General features: G+C 36.3%; 15 protein-coding genes. 10 read left to right on the top strand and 5 right to left on the bottom strand.

Annotated elements, in window-relative coordinates:
- Nucleotides 1-54 precede the first annotated feature (54 nt).
- Entirely contained in the window at nt 55-1521 is a 1467-nt protein-coding gene (locus tag ABEG20_RS07980; protein WP_406826847.1) for a glycoside hydrolase family 130 protein, read from the top strand.
- A 715-nt stretch (nt 1522-2236) separates the two neighbouring features.
- Here the strand turns inward: ABEG20_RS07980 and ABEG20_RS07975 are convergent.
- Nucleotides 2237-4507 (bottom strand): glycosyltransferase, encoded by a 2271-nt coding sequence (locus ABEG20_RS07975; protein ID WP_406826846.1) that lies wholly within the window; start codon nt 4505-4507, stop codon nt 2237-2239.
- A 220-nt stretch (nt 4508-4727) separates the two neighbouring features.
- Here ABEG20_RS07975 and ABEG20_RS07970 point away from each other — a divergent pair, with 220 nt between their 5' ends.
- Nucleotides 4728-5498: a Ku protein gene (locus tag ABEG20_RS07970; RefSeq protein ID WP_406826845.1), complete on the top strand. Its 771-nt coding sequence runs from the start codon at nt 4728-4730 to the stop codon at nt 5496-5498.
- Nucleotides 5499-5593: 95 nt separating this feature from the next.
- On the opposite strand, the gene ABEG20_RS07965 is transcribed toward ABEG20_RS07970, so the two are convergent.
- Nucleotides 5594-6709, bottom strand: coding sequence for an alpha/beta hydrolase (locus tag ABEG20_RS07965; protein ID WP_406826844.1), 1116 nt, complete (start codon nt 6707-6709; stop codon nt 5594-5596).
- A 136-nt stretch (nt 6710-6845) separates the two neighbouring features.
- Here ABEG20_RS07965 and ABEG20_RS07960 point away from each other — a divergent pair, with 136 nt between their 5' ends.
- The 3 genes from ABEG20_RS07960 to ABEG20_RS07950 are packed head-to-tail and all read left to right on the top strand — an operon-like array spanning nt 6846 to nt 8205.
- The gene (locus ABEG20_RS07960; protein WP_406826843.1) at nt 6846-7214 is read left to right on the top strand and encodes an STAS/SEC14 domain-containing protein; all 369 of its coding nucleotides are present in this window, start codon (nt 6846-6848) and stop codon (nt 7212-7214) included.
- 10 nt (nt 7215-7224) lie between these two features.
- On the top strand, nt 7225-7377 hold the full coding sequence (locus ABEG20_RS07955) for a hypothetical protein (RefSeq protein WP_406826842.1): 153 nt from the start codon (nt 7225-7227) through the stop codon (nt 7375-7377).
- Nucleotides 7378-7398: 21 nt separating this feature from the next.
- A complete protein-coding gene (locus tag ABEG20_RS07950; protein ID WP_406826841.1) occupies nt 7399-8205 on the top strand; it encodes a mechanosensitive ion channel family protein in 807 nt (268 codons plus the stop codon).
- A gap of 3 nt (nt 8206-8208) precedes the next feature.
- On the opposite strand, the gene ABEG20_RS07945 is transcribed toward ABEG20_RS07950, so the two are convergent.
- A complete protein-coding gene (locus ABEG20_RS07945) occupies nt 8209-8577 on the bottom strand; it encodes a response regulator transcription factor (protein WP_406826840.1) in 369 nt (122 codons plus the stop codon).
- A 143-nt stretch (nt 8578-8720) separates the two neighbouring features.
- Here ABEG20_RS07945 and ABEG20_RS07940 point away from each other — a divergent pair, with 143 nt between their 5' ends.
- The 4 genes from ABEG20_RS07940 to ABEG20_RS07925 all read left to right on the top strand — a co-directional run bounded on the left by ABEG20_RS07940 (nt 8721) and on the right by ABEG20_RS07925 (nt 12373).
- Nucleotides 8721-10934 carry an ATP-binding protein gene (locus ABEG20_RS07940; protein ID WP_406826839.1) on the top strand — a complete coding sequence of 738 codons (2214 nt, stop codon included), beginning with the start codon at nt 8721-8723 and terminating at the stop codon, nt 10932-10934.
- Nucleotides 10935-11354, top strand: a complete 420-nt coding sequence (locus tag ABEG20_RS07935; protein WP_406826838.1) for a response regulator — start codon at nt 10935-10937, stop codon at nt 11352-11354. It begins immediately after the preceding gene.
- Between the two features lie 71 nt (nt 11355-11425).
- Nucleotides 11426-12010, top strand: coding sequence for a biliverdin-producing heme oxygenase (locus ABEG20_RS07930; RefSeq protein ID WP_406826837.1), 585 nt, complete (start codon nt 11426-11428; stop codon nt 12008-12010).
- A 183-nt stretch (nt 12011-12193) separates the two neighbouring features.
- Nucleotides 12194-12373 (top strand): hypothetical protein, encoded by a 180-nt coding sequence (locus tag ABEG20_RS07925; protein ID WP_056096518.1) that lies wholly within the window; start codon nt 12194-12196, stop codon nt 12371-12373.
- A gap of 198 nt (nt 12374-12571) precedes the next feature.
- Here ABEG20_RS07925 and ABEG20_RS07920 read toward each other — a convergent pair whose 3' ends face one another.
- Nucleotides 12572-13672: an HmuY family protein gene (locus ABEG20_RS07920; RefSeq protein ID WP_406826836.1), complete on the bottom strand. Its 1101-nt coding sequence runs from the start codon at nt 13670-13672 to the stop codon at nt 12572-12574.
- Nucleotides 13673-13700: 28 nt separating this feature from the next.
- Nucleotides 13701-15776: a TonB-dependent receptor plug domain-containing protein gene (locus ABEG20_RS07915; RefSeq protein ID WP_406826835.1), complete on the bottom strand. Its 2076-nt coding sequence runs from the start codon at nt 15774-15776 to the stop codon at nt 13701-13703.
- A gap of 102 nt (nt 15777-15878) precedes the next feature.
- On the opposite strand from ABEG20_RS07915, the gene ABEG20_RS07910 reads away from it, so the two are divergent.
- A complete protein-coding gene (locus ABEG20_RS07910) occupies nt 15879-16814 on the top strand; it encodes a helix-turn-helix domain-containing protein (RefSeq protein ID WP_406826834.1) in 936 nt (311 codons plus the stop codon).
- Nucleotides 16815-16820 lie beyond the last annotated feature (6 nt).

Genomic DNA, 16820 nt, shown 5'->3' with positions numbered 1-16820 from the left:
GATTGGAGATTATAGAGCGGAAAACATTAAAATGACCATCAAAACTATTAAATAATGAGACTATACATAGAGCGTAAACCTGTTAAGGTAAATCCAGATACCAAGAGAGTTATTGCACGTTTTTTTTTTAATGGAGAGGAGAGAGCACTGGAAGTAATCAGGAAGGTTTTGGAATTTTCGGATGAAAAAGTGTTTTCACTGATATCGCCCATACTGCAAGAATATTCAAAGAGACATCGGAATATCACCAAAATCCTAACCCGGCACTGCAAAAAATTAAAAAAGCAATTTTCGGCCCTGGGTACATCATTCGAAGATATTGATGAATATACCAGATTGTTGATTGGCGCTTATTTTACACATGAATATTCGATAGAATCAGCTGCCTTTTTTAATCCTAGCATTGTAGATGATCCTGATCAAACTGACTTGGTTGAAGGAGAAAAAAGAGTCATCATCAGCTTTAGAGCTGTAGGCGAGGGACATATTTCATCAATTGTTTTCCGCCGTGCTTTAATCGATAAAAATAATAACATCCAGGTTCTACCCGTTGGCAATTATGTTGATGAGGCGGAGGTTGTAAAAAACGCCATTTATATCAAGAAATTATTTCTGAAAAAGGCGGCTTATGCCCAGATTGATCCTGCTGTTTTAGAAGAAATTGAATCTAAACTTGATGACAAATTTGAATACACTAGTTTAAGCAATATCATTAAAGATTCTAAAAGTTTATACAAGGAAAATCCATCACGTTTAATTGAATATGATAAAATTCTTTGGTTATCAGATACTTATCATACCATCTCTTTTTCAAAAGATACCGATATTTCTGATCGTGTCATTTTTCCTATTTCAGAATTTGAACGTAAAGGTATTGAAGATGCGCGTTTCGTGAAATTTATTAAAGATGATGGCAAGGTACTATACTATGCTACCTACACTGCGTTTGATGGCTCTTTAATTATACCTAAGCTCGTTCAAACCGAAGATTTTTATGAGTTTAAAGTGATTCCGCTTTATGGCGATGGTGCACAGAATAAAAACCTGGCATTATTTCCAAGAAAAATTAAAGGCAAATATGTGATGATGAGCCGGATAGATGGATGGAACAATTACCTGATGTTTTCTGACAAGGTGAATGTTTGGGAAAACCCGGTGCTATTAAAGCAGCCCCGCTATGATTGGGAACTCGTGCAGATCGGAAATTGTGGTTCGCCTATAGAAACAGAAAAAGGATGGCTTGTGATTACACACGGAGTAGGGCCGATGCGGAGATACTGTATTGGCGTAAGTTTATTGGATCTGGAAAACCCTGGTATTGAAATAGGTCACCTAAAAGAGCCTTTGATCATCCCTAATAATGATGAACGGGAAGGGTATGTACCAAATGTGGTTTACTCCTGTGGATCCATTATCAGTAACGGTGAATTGATTATACCTTATGGTTTATCAGATTACAGTTCATCATTTGCTACTGTAAATTTAGAATTGCTGTTAAACAGGTTATTAGAGAATAATTAATTCCATCAATTAGGCTGTTAGACTTTTTTTATAATTAATCTTGAAACAAAAAGCCATCTCTTATAATATAAACAGAGATGGCTTTTGTATTTAGGATGATAAAATTGAGTTCCCAAAAAAAAGAGACTATATCATAATTTGAAATTCCACATCCGATTTGTCACTTTAAGCCTGTCGAATCGTCTTTAAAGACATTTTATGACAAGGTCCTTTGGCAAACTATCATTGACGTTATCTTGCAAATTATTAATAATCAGTATGTTATATGCTTTCGTATTTCCGTCCAGCTAGGCCATAGCGTGGTATCCCCATTCTACTTAAATCCGGCCTAACAAATTTTTCGGGCTGCACTGTTCTGTCCGCACAACTGGCTTCAAAAGAAAACGGCGAAACCCTCATGAATGCAAATGAAAATTATAAAAACAAATGAATAAATTTCCAGCCGGCATTTTATTAATGGTTGTCTGCTTTTTTATTTGTATTAATGAGCTCGGCAAAAACCTCGGTTTTGTTTCTTTTTGATGCCAAAAAGAAAGAGCCATTCGGCGGCGGCGGACCTGTACCGATTTTTAATCGGTAGCCGAGGCAATACCGCGCCGTATGGCAAATGAAATCAATTAAACGTCACTCATATTGATTTATACAATAAATTGCCCTTCGGGATGACAATTTCAATTTACGTAGCCTCTTTTAGATGCTAAGAAAGCTTTATTATTTAGCTAATCTTTTCTGCTTCCACTAAGGGTGAAGATAAAGTTTCATATTCAACCGCTGCAATTTTCAGAATAGCCAAATGCGAGATGAAATAAGCCAATGTGCTTTCTGCACCCTGATTTCTGTTTACACTATTAAATTGTAATCCATCCGCACAGCCATTGGTTTCGTAATCGTATAGCGGAATATGAAGACTGTTTTCACCTAAAAACCATTTATAGCTGATATGCATCAAATTCAGATATTGATCATCTTTAGTAATTTCGAACGTTTTTGCATACAATAAAACCATAGCCATTGTTTCTATAGCCTGTTGATCATAAATCGGATTTTTACCATGCTTTTTCATCCATCCTGCATTCCCAACAGGATTCAGGTATCCATTTTCGAAAGAAAAACTATTTAAAAACTCAATGCTTTCCATCGCAACCCTATAGGACTCTTTATTACCTGTAGCATCATAATGATGAAGCAGAGCCAGGGGAAGTATAGCATTATCATAGGTTAAAATATCTTCAAACCAGTGCCATTCGCCATCATTATTTTCTTTATAAGAAGCTACTAATGCATCTGCTAGCATATTAATTTCCTGGGTGATCAGTTCATCTCCAGGGTTTGCAAGTAAGTAATATGATAGGCCAATAATCGTATTTGCCTTTCCACGCAAATACTTTAATTCTTTAAAGTGTTTTATAGAATGAGAGAACAATTCACGACCAAATTCACGGTAAGAATTATTTGGGGCACTTGAGACTAAATATCCTAATGCCCAGATGGTTCTGCCAAAAGAGTCTTCAGAGCCTACTTCATCTAAGTATTGCCTGTTAAAACTCAAGAAATTCCTGAAATTTCCATCTTCAGTTTGCATGTATTGGATAAAACTGAGGTATATTGGCATAAAAGTCAAAGCTCTTTTGTTTTTATCCTGCTCAACAGCCATTATAGCCATAATTAATGCCCTTGCATTATCATCTATACAATATCCTTCTTTTAAATTCGGAATGCCAAAGCGTGCATGTTGTATAATCCCGGTATCGTCTGTTAGTAAGGCAATATGGTTTAAATTTAAAGCAGGCATTCCTTCCACGTCTATAATCGGCGGAATTGTTCTTTTTACTTTAACCTTGGCTGATAATGCCTCATTTAATACATGAAGATAAATACTTCCGATAGCAGGCCAGCGCAGATTTAATCCATATTCGTAAGCATTATTTTTCAGTTCGTGATATTTATCATCGTCACTTAAAAGATCATTAACAATTGCTGCAAGTTTATGATGATCCTTGAAATCGAATAACTTACCTCTGTTATCGGCCAATAGCTCTTGCGCATGCCAGTATGGTGTAGAAATTACTGCGGCACCTGCGCCTACAGCGTAAGATAAAGTGCCACTGGTAATCTGAGCTTCATTTAAATAAGGTGTGATGTATAAATAACATGCTGTTAAATACTGATGAAGTTCTGCTTCCGAAACAAATTTATTGACGAAGGCAATATTTTTTTCTACACCTAAATCTTTTGCCAATGCTTTCAAACTGTCCCGATATTCTTCGCCATTATGTTTTACAACACCCGGATGAGTGTTACCTAAGATCATGTATACAACATCAGGATGTTTGGCTACAATATCAGGTAAAGCCTTAACAACCGTTTCTAAACCTTTATTTCTGCTGATCAAACCAAATGTAAAAAGCACTTTTTTACCTTTAAACAACTCACTTTGTGCGATTGGATTGTTAACCAAAGGCTCTAAGTCCGGAACACCGTGTTCTATCAACTGAATAGAAGTTTTAGGAATCTGATAAATGCTGGTTAAAAACATCACCGCCTTTTTGCTCATCACCACTAATTTAGCCGATTTTGATGCAATCTCTTTAATAATGGTTTGCTGCATAAAATTGGGCTCTTTTAAAACCGTATGCAAAATAGTAATGAACGGCTTTTTTAACCTGTTGATCAGCGAAAGTAAAAACACACCACTATTACCACCGTATATGCCAAATTCGTGTTCAATAATACAAGTGTCTACATCGCTGTTATTGATAAAATCAGCAGCTTCAAGATAATCCTGCTGATTTTGTTGGCGTATAACAAATTTTACTTCATTTGGGTATTGATGTTCATTTACATCATCCGACTCATTTAATGCAACTACAAAACTTTTATTGGCATCGTAAGTAGAATTTAAACTTAAAGCATTAACTAAGTTTTGATTGAAGGTGGCTAAACCACATTCACGTGGCGGATAGGTAGAAATATAGGCTATTTTCATCTTTATAAATGTTTTCAATGGTAATTACACAATCGTGATCTCTTTATTCCCTTGATTACTTTGAAAAATCAGAACGGTTTCACAAGTATTTCTATAAGGTTATGATTAGATAACATTATTGATTTCAAATAGTTTGCTGTTAAGGCGATTTACGGCCTATAAACCTAAAACAATAAGTTTTAGACATGTGTTAATAGGTTAATATTTTAAATATTTAGCGATGAGATCAATATGGAAAGGTTCGATTGGATTTGGCTTGGTAAACATTCCGGTTAAGTTGTTTTCCGGTGTACAGAACAGTAACCTCGATTTAGATATGCTCGATGAACGTGATCATGCCAGGATCAAATTTTTGAGGGTGAACGAAAATACACAGAAAGAGGTGCCTTATGAGAAAATAGTAAAAGGCTATTTCTTAAAAGACAGGTATGTAATTTTGGATAAACACGACTTTGAAGAGGCGGCCCCCGAAAAAACAAAGATTATTGAATTGGAGAATTTTGTAGATATAAAAGATATCAATCCCATTTATTACGAAACTTCTTATTACACCGAGCCAGAAAAACAGGGCAGAAAAGCCTATAGCTTGTTGTTAAAAGCATTACAGAAATCTGGTAAAGCCGGTGTAGCCAGGTTTGTATTAAGGAATACCGAAAATCTTTGTGTTATTCATCCGATGGATGATGTTATTGTGATCACAAAAATCAGATTTAATCAGGAAATCAGAAGTTTATCTGAAATCAATAAAGTTGATGATATCAACATCACTAAAAAAGAAATGGATGTAGGATTGGCTTTGATTAAACAATATAGTTCGAAATTTGACCTGAGCACCTTTAAAGATGACTATAGTAGCGAATTATTAAAAATTATTAAAGCTAAAGCTAAGGGAAAACGAGCTACGGTGAAAAAGATAAAACCTCAAAAAGCTTCAAGTGATGATTTATATGATCAATTGATGCAGAGCTTAGGTTCAAAGAAAGGAGCATAATTAGTTAGGAGTGTTCAGTTTGGAGTTTTCAATGCTCTACGCGTAGCGCCGTAAAAAATAGCATTGAAGTAATTTTTACTTCAATGCTATTCACTTTATTTAAAGGCAGCTTTCAACTGTTCAGCTGCATACGCCTGTGCGGCTTTTGCCTCAGGTACCAGAAGTGCCATACCAAAGAACTCATGTGTTACACCTTCATAATTTTTACTGTCGACTTTCACGCCGGCTGCCTTCAACTTATCAGCCAACATTACGCCGTCATCATGTAAAGGATCTATTTCTGCCGTAATAATAGTTGTTGGCGGAAGTCCTTTTAAATCTGCATTAATTAATGATATCCTCGAGTCTTGCGCTTCAATCATGCTATTCAGATATTTTTCTGTAAACCAGTTCATCATGGCTTTGTTCAGTGGTTTTGCATTTGCATACATGTTATAAGATTTGGTATTCATATCTGCCTGGGCAATAGGATAGATCAAAACTTCGTGTACAGGAAGCATAATGTGTTTGTTTCTGGCCATGATGGATACATTTGCTGCTAAATTTCCACCTGCACTTTCTCCTGCTACCGCAATCTTGGCAGGGTCTGCCTTCAAATCTACTGCATTTTTTATGGCCCATTCATAGGCCGTAAATGCGTCATTGTGCGCTGTGGGAAATTTGTTTTCAGGAGCTAAACGATAAGCTACAGAAATTACAATTGCACCAACCTGTTCGGCTAAAGCCTGCGCTGAAGCATCATAAACATCTATATTGGCAATAACGAAACCGCCGCCATGATAATAAACAATGATAGGGTAAGGCCCATTTCCTGCTTTAGGTGTGTAAATACGTAAATGTATTTTACCACCATTGGCATCAATATCCCTACCGATAGTATCTACTTTAGCAACAGGAACAACCATGTTATTCTGTTTTATTAAATCCATTACAGCATCGGTTGGTGTATGATTTTTACGTGCATCAGCAGCACTTAAAGTTTCCAGAGGCTTGTCTCCATAACTGCTTAATTTTTCTATTACCACCTGCATTTCAGGCTTTATGGTTTTTCCCCATTCTGGCGCAGGCCCGGCAGGTTTTAATGATGCCATTTGCATAGAATCGGTTTTCGAAGAATCTGCAGCTGTGGTGTTTTTTGTTCCGCTGGTACAGGCTGAAAGCAAAAGTGCCGTTCCACAGACCATAATAGGTTTTAACAGGATGTTTTTCATAGGATTGTTTTTCAAAATATTGATTTATAACATAATCGGTCAGACAAGTGTTTTCGTAATTGCACAACTTTTTAGAATTTGTATAAATGGCAAACTTCTTGAGAGATTACTGTGTTCTTTAAATAAATTAACAGTGATGCTAACAGAAATAACAGGATTACCAGATCATATTTTTGGCGTAAGAGCCACCGGAGAAGTGACCAGCGATGATATAAAAAGCGTTTTAGTAACTGGTTTGAAAAGAACTGCTGATCGGTTTAAGGAAATTAGGTATTTATTGGTTTTAGAAACCGATGTAAAAAATTTTACAGCAGGCGCATGGGTACAGGATGTTAAGGCTGGCCTGCAAAACTTCAATAAATGGAAAAAAATTGCAGTTGTAAGTGCAGAAAAAGGAGTGGAGTGGTTTACTGATGTTTTCACAGTTGCTACACCCGGCAAATCAAAAGGCTTTAAACCCGAAGAAATAGAAGAGGCGAAAGCCTGGCTTAATACTGAAGATTAAAGATTGAAATATGAAAAATTCTAAAACTACGGCAGAAAGTAGCAAGGCTACTGCACCGAAAAATGTAAAAGCTAAGGGGGCTGATGATAAAGTTACATCAGCAAAAGATGCCAAAAAAGTAGAGGTAACAAAGGACAAGTCAGCCAAACAAAAAAAGAAATAATAAGATATAGAAGATACCATTATGATGATTGATGCCGGTAATGTTAACCGTTTTTATGATAAAGCTTACGATTGGATAATTGATAGAGGGCCCTCCGTAATTTTAGGTATCATGATGATGATTATGGGCCTTTGGCTCATTAAATTATTGGGCAGGTGGATGCAGGGAAGTATGCACCGTAAAGATATCAATCCATCCTTAAGGCCCTTTTTAACCAGCTTAATACTCATCACTTTACGTGTTTTGCTTGTGCTCACAGTCATGCAGGTTATTGGCATTCAGCTTACTTTTTTAACGGTGCTTATTGGCGGTATTGGTGTTGCAGCAGGTTTAGCTTTATCAGGCACACTGCAGAATTTTGCCAGTGGAGTATTGATTTTATTACTTAAGCCTTTTGTTGTTGGAGATAATATCATTGCACAAGGCCAGGAGGGGACGGTAACTTCGATCCAGATATTTTATACCATTGTTAAAACATTTGATAACAGAACAGTGGTAATTCCCAATAGTAAACTATCCAATGAAGTGATCATTAATATCAGTAGACAAGGCACCAGGAGATTGGATGTAGAAATTAAATTTAGCTACGGAATCGACTATGAACAGGTTGCATCCATTTTCAATAAAACAGTTGATGAATTTAGCGACTGTTTAAAAACACCAGAACGAAGGATTGGCGTATCTACTTTAGAAGATAATGGTTTCAAAGCAAATTTAAATGTTTGGGTCAAAGCCCATGGCTTTACAGATACTAAACTCGCATTTTTGGAAGCGCTTATGAAAAACCTAAAACTTGGAGGAGTAAAATTACCGGGTATGACTGAATAAAAATTACTTTTTTAACAGCGCATAAATCTTATCCATTAATTCGTCAATGTTAAAAGGCTTGGCCATAAAGTCATCAGCTTCCAGTCCATCAACGGTATAATTATTTGCATTGTAACGGGCAGAAATCATTAAAACAGGAATATCCTTGGTTACTTCAGTATCTTTAAGTTCCTTTAAAAGTACCCTGCCATCAACGTCAGGAAGCATAATATCCATAATTATGACGTCGGGATTAAATTCCTTAACATGATTAATAAAATTAGCGCCTTTGTTTAATCCGTCAACATTAAAAGCTTCGCTTTCTAAAATAAGCGTTATAACATCAAGGATTGCATGGTTATCTTCGATTACCAAAATATTTTTCTTAGCCAAAGTTTGAATGTTTTTTTTAAATTCAAACAAATATATAATAAAAATCAAATCTCAAATCCGAATTTATCAAATTAGAGACATTCTAAAATTAGGCTTTATATTTGTTAATTTGCGAGATTAAAATATGCTGCAACACCATACACATGACTAAATTTTCTGTAGACCTAACCAATTGTGATCAAGAGCCTATCCACATACCGGGCAAAATTCAATCGCATGGTTTTCTTTTAGCTGTTGATAAGAATAACACTACCATTACCTATATCAGTGAAAACATAGGATATTTTTTAAATAAAGAAGCTAAAAGCTTATTAAATAAACCCCTCTCTGAGTTAAACGATTTGATTAACCACCAAGATTCGGCCTTCAATATTGAAGACTTGTTAAAGCTGGGGGTTATCCGTAAAAGTTTTGATGCCGTTAGTCCGCACCCCCTCGAAATTAGCGGAAATCCATTTTACCTTATTATTTCCTCGTCAACAAACGATTGGTTGTTGGAGTTTGAACCTGTTACATTACAGTTTGATATCCAAAGTTCCGTTGGTCGTTCTGCATCATCAATGCTTCAGGGGAAGAACATTTTTGCTTTGTTAAATGGCGCAGCTAAAGAAGTAAAAAGGTTGATCAATTACGACCGTATTATGGTTTATAAATTTTTAGAAGATGGCCATGGCGAAGTTGTAGCAGAAGAAAAAGAAACAGATTTAGAATCATTTTTTGGCTTACACTATCCTGCATCCGATATTCCAAAACAGGCGAGAGAGCTATACAAACTAAATTTAACCAGATTAATTGCCGATGTAAATATAGCCGATTCGAAAATTATTACATTTAAAGAAAATGAATCGCTTGATTTAACAAACGGAGGTTTACGGGCAGTATCACCTATCCATATTCAATATTTGAAAAATATGGGGGTTCATTCCAGCTTTAGCATATCTTTAATTTCTCATGGCGAGCTTTGGGGTTTAATTGCCTGCCATAATTATAGCCCTAAATTCATAGATTATAAGGCAAGAGAAGGTGCGAAACTCATCGGACAGATTCTTTCTTCAGCACTTGAATATCGCCAGGAAGAAGAAGATGCGAAGGTTATTGAACAATTTAAAAGCACCGCAATTACACTTTCCGAGTATTTAAACCGCGATAAATATCTGATCGAGGCCATAACCACCCACAAGCGAACCATTTTAGATGCGACTAAGGCCAGTGGAGTGGCTATCATTTTTGAAAATGAACTTAAAACCATTGGAAATGTACCTTCAGAAGAAGATATAAGAGAACTTGCAGGATGGTTAAAAACAACAAACGATGAGTCGGTTTACTATACACATCGGCTATCTGAAATATTTTCTCCTGCCAAGAAATATAAAGCAATAGCCTCAGGCATTCTGTCGTGTGTGATAAACAAAGAAATGGGAGAAATGATCATTTGGTTTAAACCCGAAATGATAACCAATGTAAACTGGGCCGGAGATCCGGATAAACCTGTAGTTTCATCAGAAAACGGTTTGATGAGCTTATCCCCACGAAAATCGTTCGAAATCTGGTCTGAAGTAGTTAATAATACTTCTGAAAAATGGATGGCTGAAGAAATTGCCTCGGTATTAAGAATCCGCGAAATTATTATTTCTGATATTAACAAAAAAGCAAACGAAATTAGATTACTTAATGAGAAACTGCAGGCCGCTTACGAAGAATTGGATACGTTTAGCTATACTGTATCGCATGATTTAAGAACACCGCTTACCTCAGTTAAAACCTACGCAGAGCTGATGCTTAAAAACAAGAGCTTAGATGAGGGCGGCAAAAAAATGTTGAGCAGAATATTAGTGGGCGCGGATAAAATGAACTTGTTAATTAAAGAGATTTTAAATCTGGCAAGAGTTGGCCGTTCTGAAATTAACTTTGAAACCGTTAATGTAGAATCGCTGTTGAAAGAAATAAAAAACGAAGTGTGGTCGGCCTATAAAGCAGAGCATGTTACCTTAACTTTAGGACAACTCCCTAATATAAAAGGAGACAAAACCATGATTGCTCAGGTTTTTACAAACTTAATTGGCAATGCTGTAAAATACACTGCTATGGTTAACAAACCTATAATAGACGTTTCTGCGTATATAGATGAAAAGGAAATTATCTATGCTGTTAAAGATAATGGTATAGGAATTGATAACCGTTATTACGACAGAGTTTTTGAGCTTTTTAAACGTATGGATAATGTAAAGGATATTGAGGGGTCTGGAGTGGGACTTGCTATAGTAAAGAGGATTGTAGAGAAACATCATGGTAGAGTTTGGTTTGAGAGTAAGTTAAATGTAGGATCGACTTTTTTTGTAGCTTTTAAAAACAGATAAATGAAAACAACGGATATATTTTATGTTGAGGATGATATAGATTATGCATTTTTTATGCAAAGTGCTGTACATGAAGTTAAGGATACACTTAATCTTATCATAGTTGAAGATGGGGTAGAAGCATTAAAAAAACTTCAGCATTTTGTAGAAAATAAAACCAAACCAAAATTAATCTTGCTTGATCTGAATTTACCAGGTTTATCTGGTTTGGATTTATTGAAATTTATAAGAGATATTCCTTACCTGAAAACAATACCTGTTATCTTATTCTCTACATCCGATAATCCTGATGATGTAAAAGCATCAATCGAATTTGGGGCCAATGCCTACCTTACTAAACCCGATGGTTACGAGAACCTGGTTAAATGTGTACATTCCGTACACGACTTTTGGTTTAATCAACATTTGAGGTTAAACTAAAATATAATAATACATATAGATAGATTCGGCTGTTAGTCCGGATCTTTTCTATTTCAAAATAAATTCCCTTTATGATTGCCAATTTATTAAGAACTGACACTGCGCAGAACCATAAAACATTAGAATCATTCATGTTCGTTAACGAGATTATGAATAACTCTTTAAATATCGATCAGTATAAAAAGCTGTTAACCATTAATTATATTATTCACCAGAAGTTAGAGAATCTACTGGCAAATATGCTCGACTCAGCTATTGCGGAGCAATTGGGAATGAAGGATCGATTGAAACTGAATGCTTTAACGCAAGACTTAAATTACTGGAATATAGATAATTTAACATTACCGGAGTTAGCTTTTGAATTATTTGTTCCAGAAAAAAATACGGCAGAAGTTTTAGGTGCTTTGTATGTATTAGAAGGGGCAACATTGGGTGGTAACGTAATTAAAAGGCATATTCTGGCCAATCCTAATTTTAAAAACCATGAGAACGGACTAAATTATTATGGTGTTTATGGTGAGGAACTTAGCGCAAAATGGAAAAATTTTGTTAGCGTATTAAATGAGCGTGTGGAAGAAGCCGATTACCAACGTTGTATCAATAGCGCGAACCAAACCTTCAACAACCTGATTAGGCTATCTGAACAAATTGCATAAGTAATCATATTTTAGCTCAAAATTATTAAAAATGTGGCTGCAATAAGTGTCAGGGCATTTTTTCGATTGTGAAAATGTGCAAAACTTCTTACAAATAAATATTTGCTTTCTGTTGTTAATTCGAGGTAAATATGTATTATTGAAAAAAAATAAATTTTTTAAACCTTAAAACATCAATTAGCGATGGAAAAATTCTCAAAAGTTAAAGCTGCTGTTGCTGCTATCGAAGCAGATGTAGAAAAATTTTATAATGCTGGCAATGCAGCTGCTGGTACTCGTGTGCGTAAAGCAATGCAAGATCTTAAAGTTTTAGCACAAGAAATCCGTGCAGAAGTAACTGAAAAGAAAAACTCTGGAAAATAATATTTCGCGAGTATGAAACAAAAAGGGTTCTGGTAAGCTGGAGCCCTTTTTGCGTTTATTTAGGCTAGACTTCAAGTTCTAAAAAGCATATGGCCAATAGGACTCCGTAAGTCTACTTAAAAGCCATAAAAAGATAAAGCTCCCCATCGCGGGGAGCATCTATCCAACTAACAAAACATATTTTTAATAGGCATAAACTTAAACTGATCCTTTCTTAATCAGCTTATATTCGATTACGGGTTTGCCGCGCGTACCGCCATCATTGGAAATAAAGCTGTTAAATTTAAGCTTGTATATATTACCAGATGCATCTTTAACCAGGAAGAAAGTTGTTGCTTTTACACCTATTGGAATGGTAATACCATTAACTGTAACTGGTTGTGTAAGTCTCCAGTTTGAACCGATTACGTCACGTGCAGAAGAAAAGGTAACGGCTGACAGGTCAGCTTCGGCAAAGGCGGCATAAGATTTTGTATTCGTAGAGACTGCAGCTGCGGTAACACCAGCAAGATTATTAAGAAATACTAAATCAGAAAAATTATATGGAACAAGATCATTACCGAAGGCTGTCTGATAAACTGAGTACGTCCATACCAGATCCCAGTTTGCCTTTTCTGGTTCTACATTTACAACATTACCGTTATTAAGCGATACAAATTTGAAGTTAAAGTTTCCATCTTTTGGAATATCAACTATCGTAAAATTGGCGGTTTCTTTGATTTTTCCATATTGCAAAGTGTAACCTCCGGACGCATTTCTGGTTACTTTAAGTTTAATCCAGGCTCTTGCTGCAATACCACCACCTGTACCACGGTTTAGGATAATTACTTTATTGTCTGCAGCTGTAGCAGAAACTGCTGGAATTACCGTGTTAGCAAGATTGCCATCAATTGCATCAAAAAAAGCAAAATGTGCAGGTAAAGGATTAGCCTGACTAACAGCAAGCATTAAACCTAATGTATCAGCTTCGCCAACTGTTGCTAAACTCGCATTTGTGGTAGTAATTACTTTTGCCCCTGCTGCTGTAGTGTTGTTCAAAATAACCCTAAAATCAGCTCCGCTGTAAAAGCCTAAATCCCATGATGCTCTCGCTACAGATATTTGTTTATCCTTGCTAAAATCCACATAAACGCTATTACCTGCTGCACTTCCGGTTTCTGTGCCAATTAAGCCGTTGAGGGTTAAAGTGTTGCCGTCTGAAGGCGGAACAACCACAATTGGTTCATCTGATTTTTTTTTACAGGCTGTAAAGGTTATTGCTGCAAGGGCAATAGCGATGATTGAGTTAAATTTATTCATGTTTATTGTAATTATATTGTTTTTAATATTATTGTTTATTCCAGTTATAGGTTAGTCCAAGCACGAAAGAACGGCCATAACTGTATGGTACTGCTGCACCGCCGGTACTGTGTGCACCGCCAGAAGCTGTTGAACTATTGCTAAGTTGCGTTACATTAAACAGGTTTTTAATGCCCGCATTGATCGTTAGAGACTTGAACAGGTTTTGGTTGAACATTAAATCAGCTGTATGGAAAGAACCGATTTTTACCAGTTTCGCTGTAGCGGCATTGTTTTCAGTAGTCAGCTGATAGCTCGGTAAGCTGCCGGTATATTTGTAAAATAGGCTGATGCTTCCGCTAATTTTTGGAAAAGTATAGGTAACATTCGAATTTACTTCTGTAGCCCAGGCAAATTCGGGCGTTTGTAAGTTATCGTTTTCGCTTAAATCATTATATCTGCCGATGTAGGATACACCAAGCCTAACCTGCAGTTTTTTTTGGAAAGTGAGCACATGATCTAAAGTACCACCTGCGGTTTTGTATTTAGACAAATTGATTAACGTGGTTACCGAAGTATTGGTAGGAGAGAAGCCAAAATCGATCCTGTTCTTAACTATGTTATAGAAACCGGTTATGGTTGTGCATAATTCGACATTCGGGTCGTAAAGGCCTGTCCATACTAAAGAGCCATTGAAACTGTTCGATTCTTCTGCTTTTAAATTAGGATTGCCCAAAATATTATGGCTGGCATCTACGAAATCATAGTACAATTCTCTTAGCGCAGGAGATCTGAAACCTTTGGCATAACCCAAACGCAGATTCAGATCTTTGGTTAAAATTAATTTCGCATTTAATGAAGGAATTACCGGAGGAGCATTGTAAACGGAGTTTTTGATCAACCGTAATCCCGGTCTGATGTTTATTACGCCACCTAATTTAATTTCGGCTGTAATAAAAGCGGCATAATCATTAATTACAGGCGAACCACTTATTCTTTGTCCGCTGGCTGCATCACGGTTATATTCGAAACCTGGTTGAAACGATACCAGCCTATTCAGGATATAAACGGCTGTTGCCCTGAAAATGGCAGCATTAAACCTGGCAATATCCTGTTCACCTGCAGCGGTTGATAATACTTCTGTATTGTTGGTAAAATCGTGGATAACAGTTTTGGTTGCACGGTCTAGCTTCGTAAAACCTGCAACAGCCGACAGTTGCAGGTTATTACTGATTTTATAGGCTGATTGAAGCTGTTGGGTGTAGCGGTGTGTGGTATAAGTTTGTAGCAATCCCTTATAAGTATTCGGGTTTAAACCGGCCTGCACGTCAATATCTTCTTTCAGTCCATCAAAACGATACCAGATGCTGAAATTGTGATCGAGGTAGCCAATTTTGGTATTGGCCAAATATTGTTCTTTTGGTTTCCACCGGTTGGCAATGGCAGCAACTTCCTGGATGGTAGCCGTTTTGCTTGCTAAATTCCAGCCACCAAAATCATTATGGGTAAAGCCTCCCAGTACACTCCAATTGCTGTTTTTCCAATTGGCAGTGATATTCTGCAGATGGTTGCCTTTTCCTGACAAAGCTTCATACTCTTTTCCAACAGTCTCTTCCTGTATCCTTACCGATAAATTTAAGAGCTGTTTATCCGGATTTTTGGTAATAATATTGATCACACCCGCCAATGCATCAGCTCCGTATACTACAGACATTGGTCCTTCAACAATCTCAATGCGCTCAATTGTATTAATGTCTACCTGATTCAAACTTTCGCGTGTATCTGATCTATCTACCATAGGTACACCATCTAAAAGTATTTTTACATTTCTGCCTGTCATCCCCATTAATGAAACATCACTTGTACCTAACGTTAAATCATTGCTAAAACGGAAGCCCAATTCTGTATTTAAAAGCTGTTGTACATTCGTTGCTGCCCTTAACTTAATCCATTCTGCACTGATGGTTCTCACTTTATAAACAGAGTTTCTTAAAGTCTGCTGACCGTATTGTCCGGTAATGACCACGTCTTTTAAATCATTTGCCTTGGTTTTATCCACTTTAGTTTGCTGAGAGACAGCAATAAACCAATAAAGCGATAGCGCAATTGATAAATATATTTTCATTTATTTAGACTAATTATAAATAATTATGCAAATTTGTAGATAATCAGTAACAGCAGATAACGTTAAACGGATAATTAATACCGCTAAACGGATTAAATGAATATGGAAATCAGACTCTCAACCTACCCGGAACAAAAAGTTATTTATGAATGTAAATACCTTGAAAATTTTAATGGGTTTAAGGATGTTGAAGAAGCGGTAACGAAGTTGGCTATCGATCATGTCAGTGTAAAGGTAATTCAAAAGTGGTTTAGCGGGATTCACATTACTATTGCGGACATTGATCCCCAACAAGAAGAAAATTTTTGCTTTGAATCTTCCCAGCAGCATATTGGCTTTTTATTTTGTTTGCGCGGCGCTATTGGCTATTATAATAACATTCAACCTGCTCATTTTTTATCGCTGGTTAAAAACGAGCAGGATTTTAATATGGGGCGGGTTAATTCGATCGTATTTAATATAAAGGAGAAAACCAGGTACGTATATATACAGCTTACAGAACAGTATTTTTGCCAGGTAACCGGCAGAGAACCTATTTACAATGTTAAAACTTTAATCCAAAAATCAATTAGCCCGGAAATTAGGCTGGTGTTGCAGCAAATTATTCAGCCCAAATACGAAGGCAGGATAAAACGCTTGTTTCTGGAAGCCAGGATATTTGAATTGATCATTGCTTATTTTAATCAAATACCAGATAAAGAAACGCGCGTAATAAAAAAGGATGATATAGAAAAGATTATGTTAGCCAAACAATTGGTAGAAAGCGATTTACAAAAACCGAATTCCCTGATAGAGTTATCGCGTAAAGTGGGGATTAACGATTATAAGCTTAAAATAGGTTTTAAAGAACTAACCGGCCATACCGTATTCGGTTATCTGTATAAAATCAGAATGGAAAAAGCGCACTATCTGCTATCCAAAGAAAAGAAGACTGTAAATGAAGTTTCTTTTCTGGTGGGCTATAAAAATGCACAACATTTTATTACCGCTTTTAAAAAACAGTACCATGTTTTACCGGGAAGTTTAAACAAAAGTTAAAAAACG

The organism is Pedobacter sp. KACC 23697 (genome assembly GCF_045348445.1).
Lineage (GTDB): Bacteria > Bacteroidota > Bacteroidia > Sphingobacteriales > Sphingobacteriaceae > Pedobacter.
The sequence above is the reverse complement of the archived record's forward strand: the minus strand, read 5'-3'. Positions and strand labels throughout refer to the sequence as shown.

Bases quoted from the DNA above. Each gene is read 5' to 3' on its own strand.
- ABEG20_RS07980 (WP_406826847.1), top strand. From the start codon at position 55: ATGAGACTATACATAGAGCGTAAACCTGTTAAGGTAAATCCAGATACC.
- ABEG20_RS07975 (WP_406826846.1), bottom strand. From the start codon at position 4,507: ATGAAAATAGCCTATATTTCTACCTATCCGCCACGTGAATGTGGTTTA.
- ABEG20_RS07970 (WP_406826845.1), top strand. From the start codon at position 4,728: ATGAGATCAATATGGAAAGGTTCGATTGGATTTGGCTTGGTAAACATT.
- ABEG20_RS07965 (WP_406826844.1), bottom strand. From the start codon at position 6,709: ATGAAAAACATCCTGTTAAAACCTATTATGGTCTGTGGAACGGCACTT.
- ABEG20_RS07960 (WP_406826843.1), top strand. From the start codon at position 6,846: ATGCTAACAGAAATAACAGGATTACCAGATCATATTTTTGGCGTAAGA.
- ABEG20_RS07955 (WP_406826842.1), top strand. From the start codon at position 7,225: ATGAAAAATTCTAAAACTACGGCAGAAAGTAGCAAGGCTACTGCACCG.
- ABEG20_RS07950 (WP_406826841.1), top strand. From the start codon at position 7,399: ATGATGATTGATGCCGGTAATGTTAACCGTTTTTATGATAAAGCTTAC.
- ABEG20_RS07940 (WP_406826839.1), top strand. From the start codon at position 8,721: ATGACTAAATTTTCTGTAGACCTAACCAATTGTGATCAAGAGCCTATC.
- ABEG20_RS07935 (WP_406826838.1), top strand. From the start codon at position 10,935: ATGAAAACAACGGATATATTTTATGTTGAGGATGATATAGATTATGCA.
- ABEG20_RS07930 (WP_406826837.1), top strand. From the start codon at position 11,426: ATGATTGCCAATTTATTAAGAACTGACACTGCGCAGAACCATAAAACA.
- ABEG20_RS07925 (WP_056096518.1), top strand. From the start codon at position 12,194: ATGGAAAAATTCTCAAAAGTTAAAGCTGCTGTTGCTGCTATCGAAGCA.
- ABEG20_RS07920 (WP_406826836.1), bottom strand. From the start codon at position 13,672: ATGAATAAATTTAACTCAATCATCGCTATTGCCCTTGCAGCAATAACC.
- ABEG20_RS07915 (WP_406826835.1), bottom strand. From the start codon at position 15,776: ATGAAAATATATTTATCAATTGCGCTATCGCTTTATTGGTTTATTGCT.
- ABEG20_RS07910 (WP_406826834.1), top strand. From the start codon at position 15,879: ATGGAAATCAGACTCTCAACCTACCCGGAACAAAAAGTTATTTATGAA.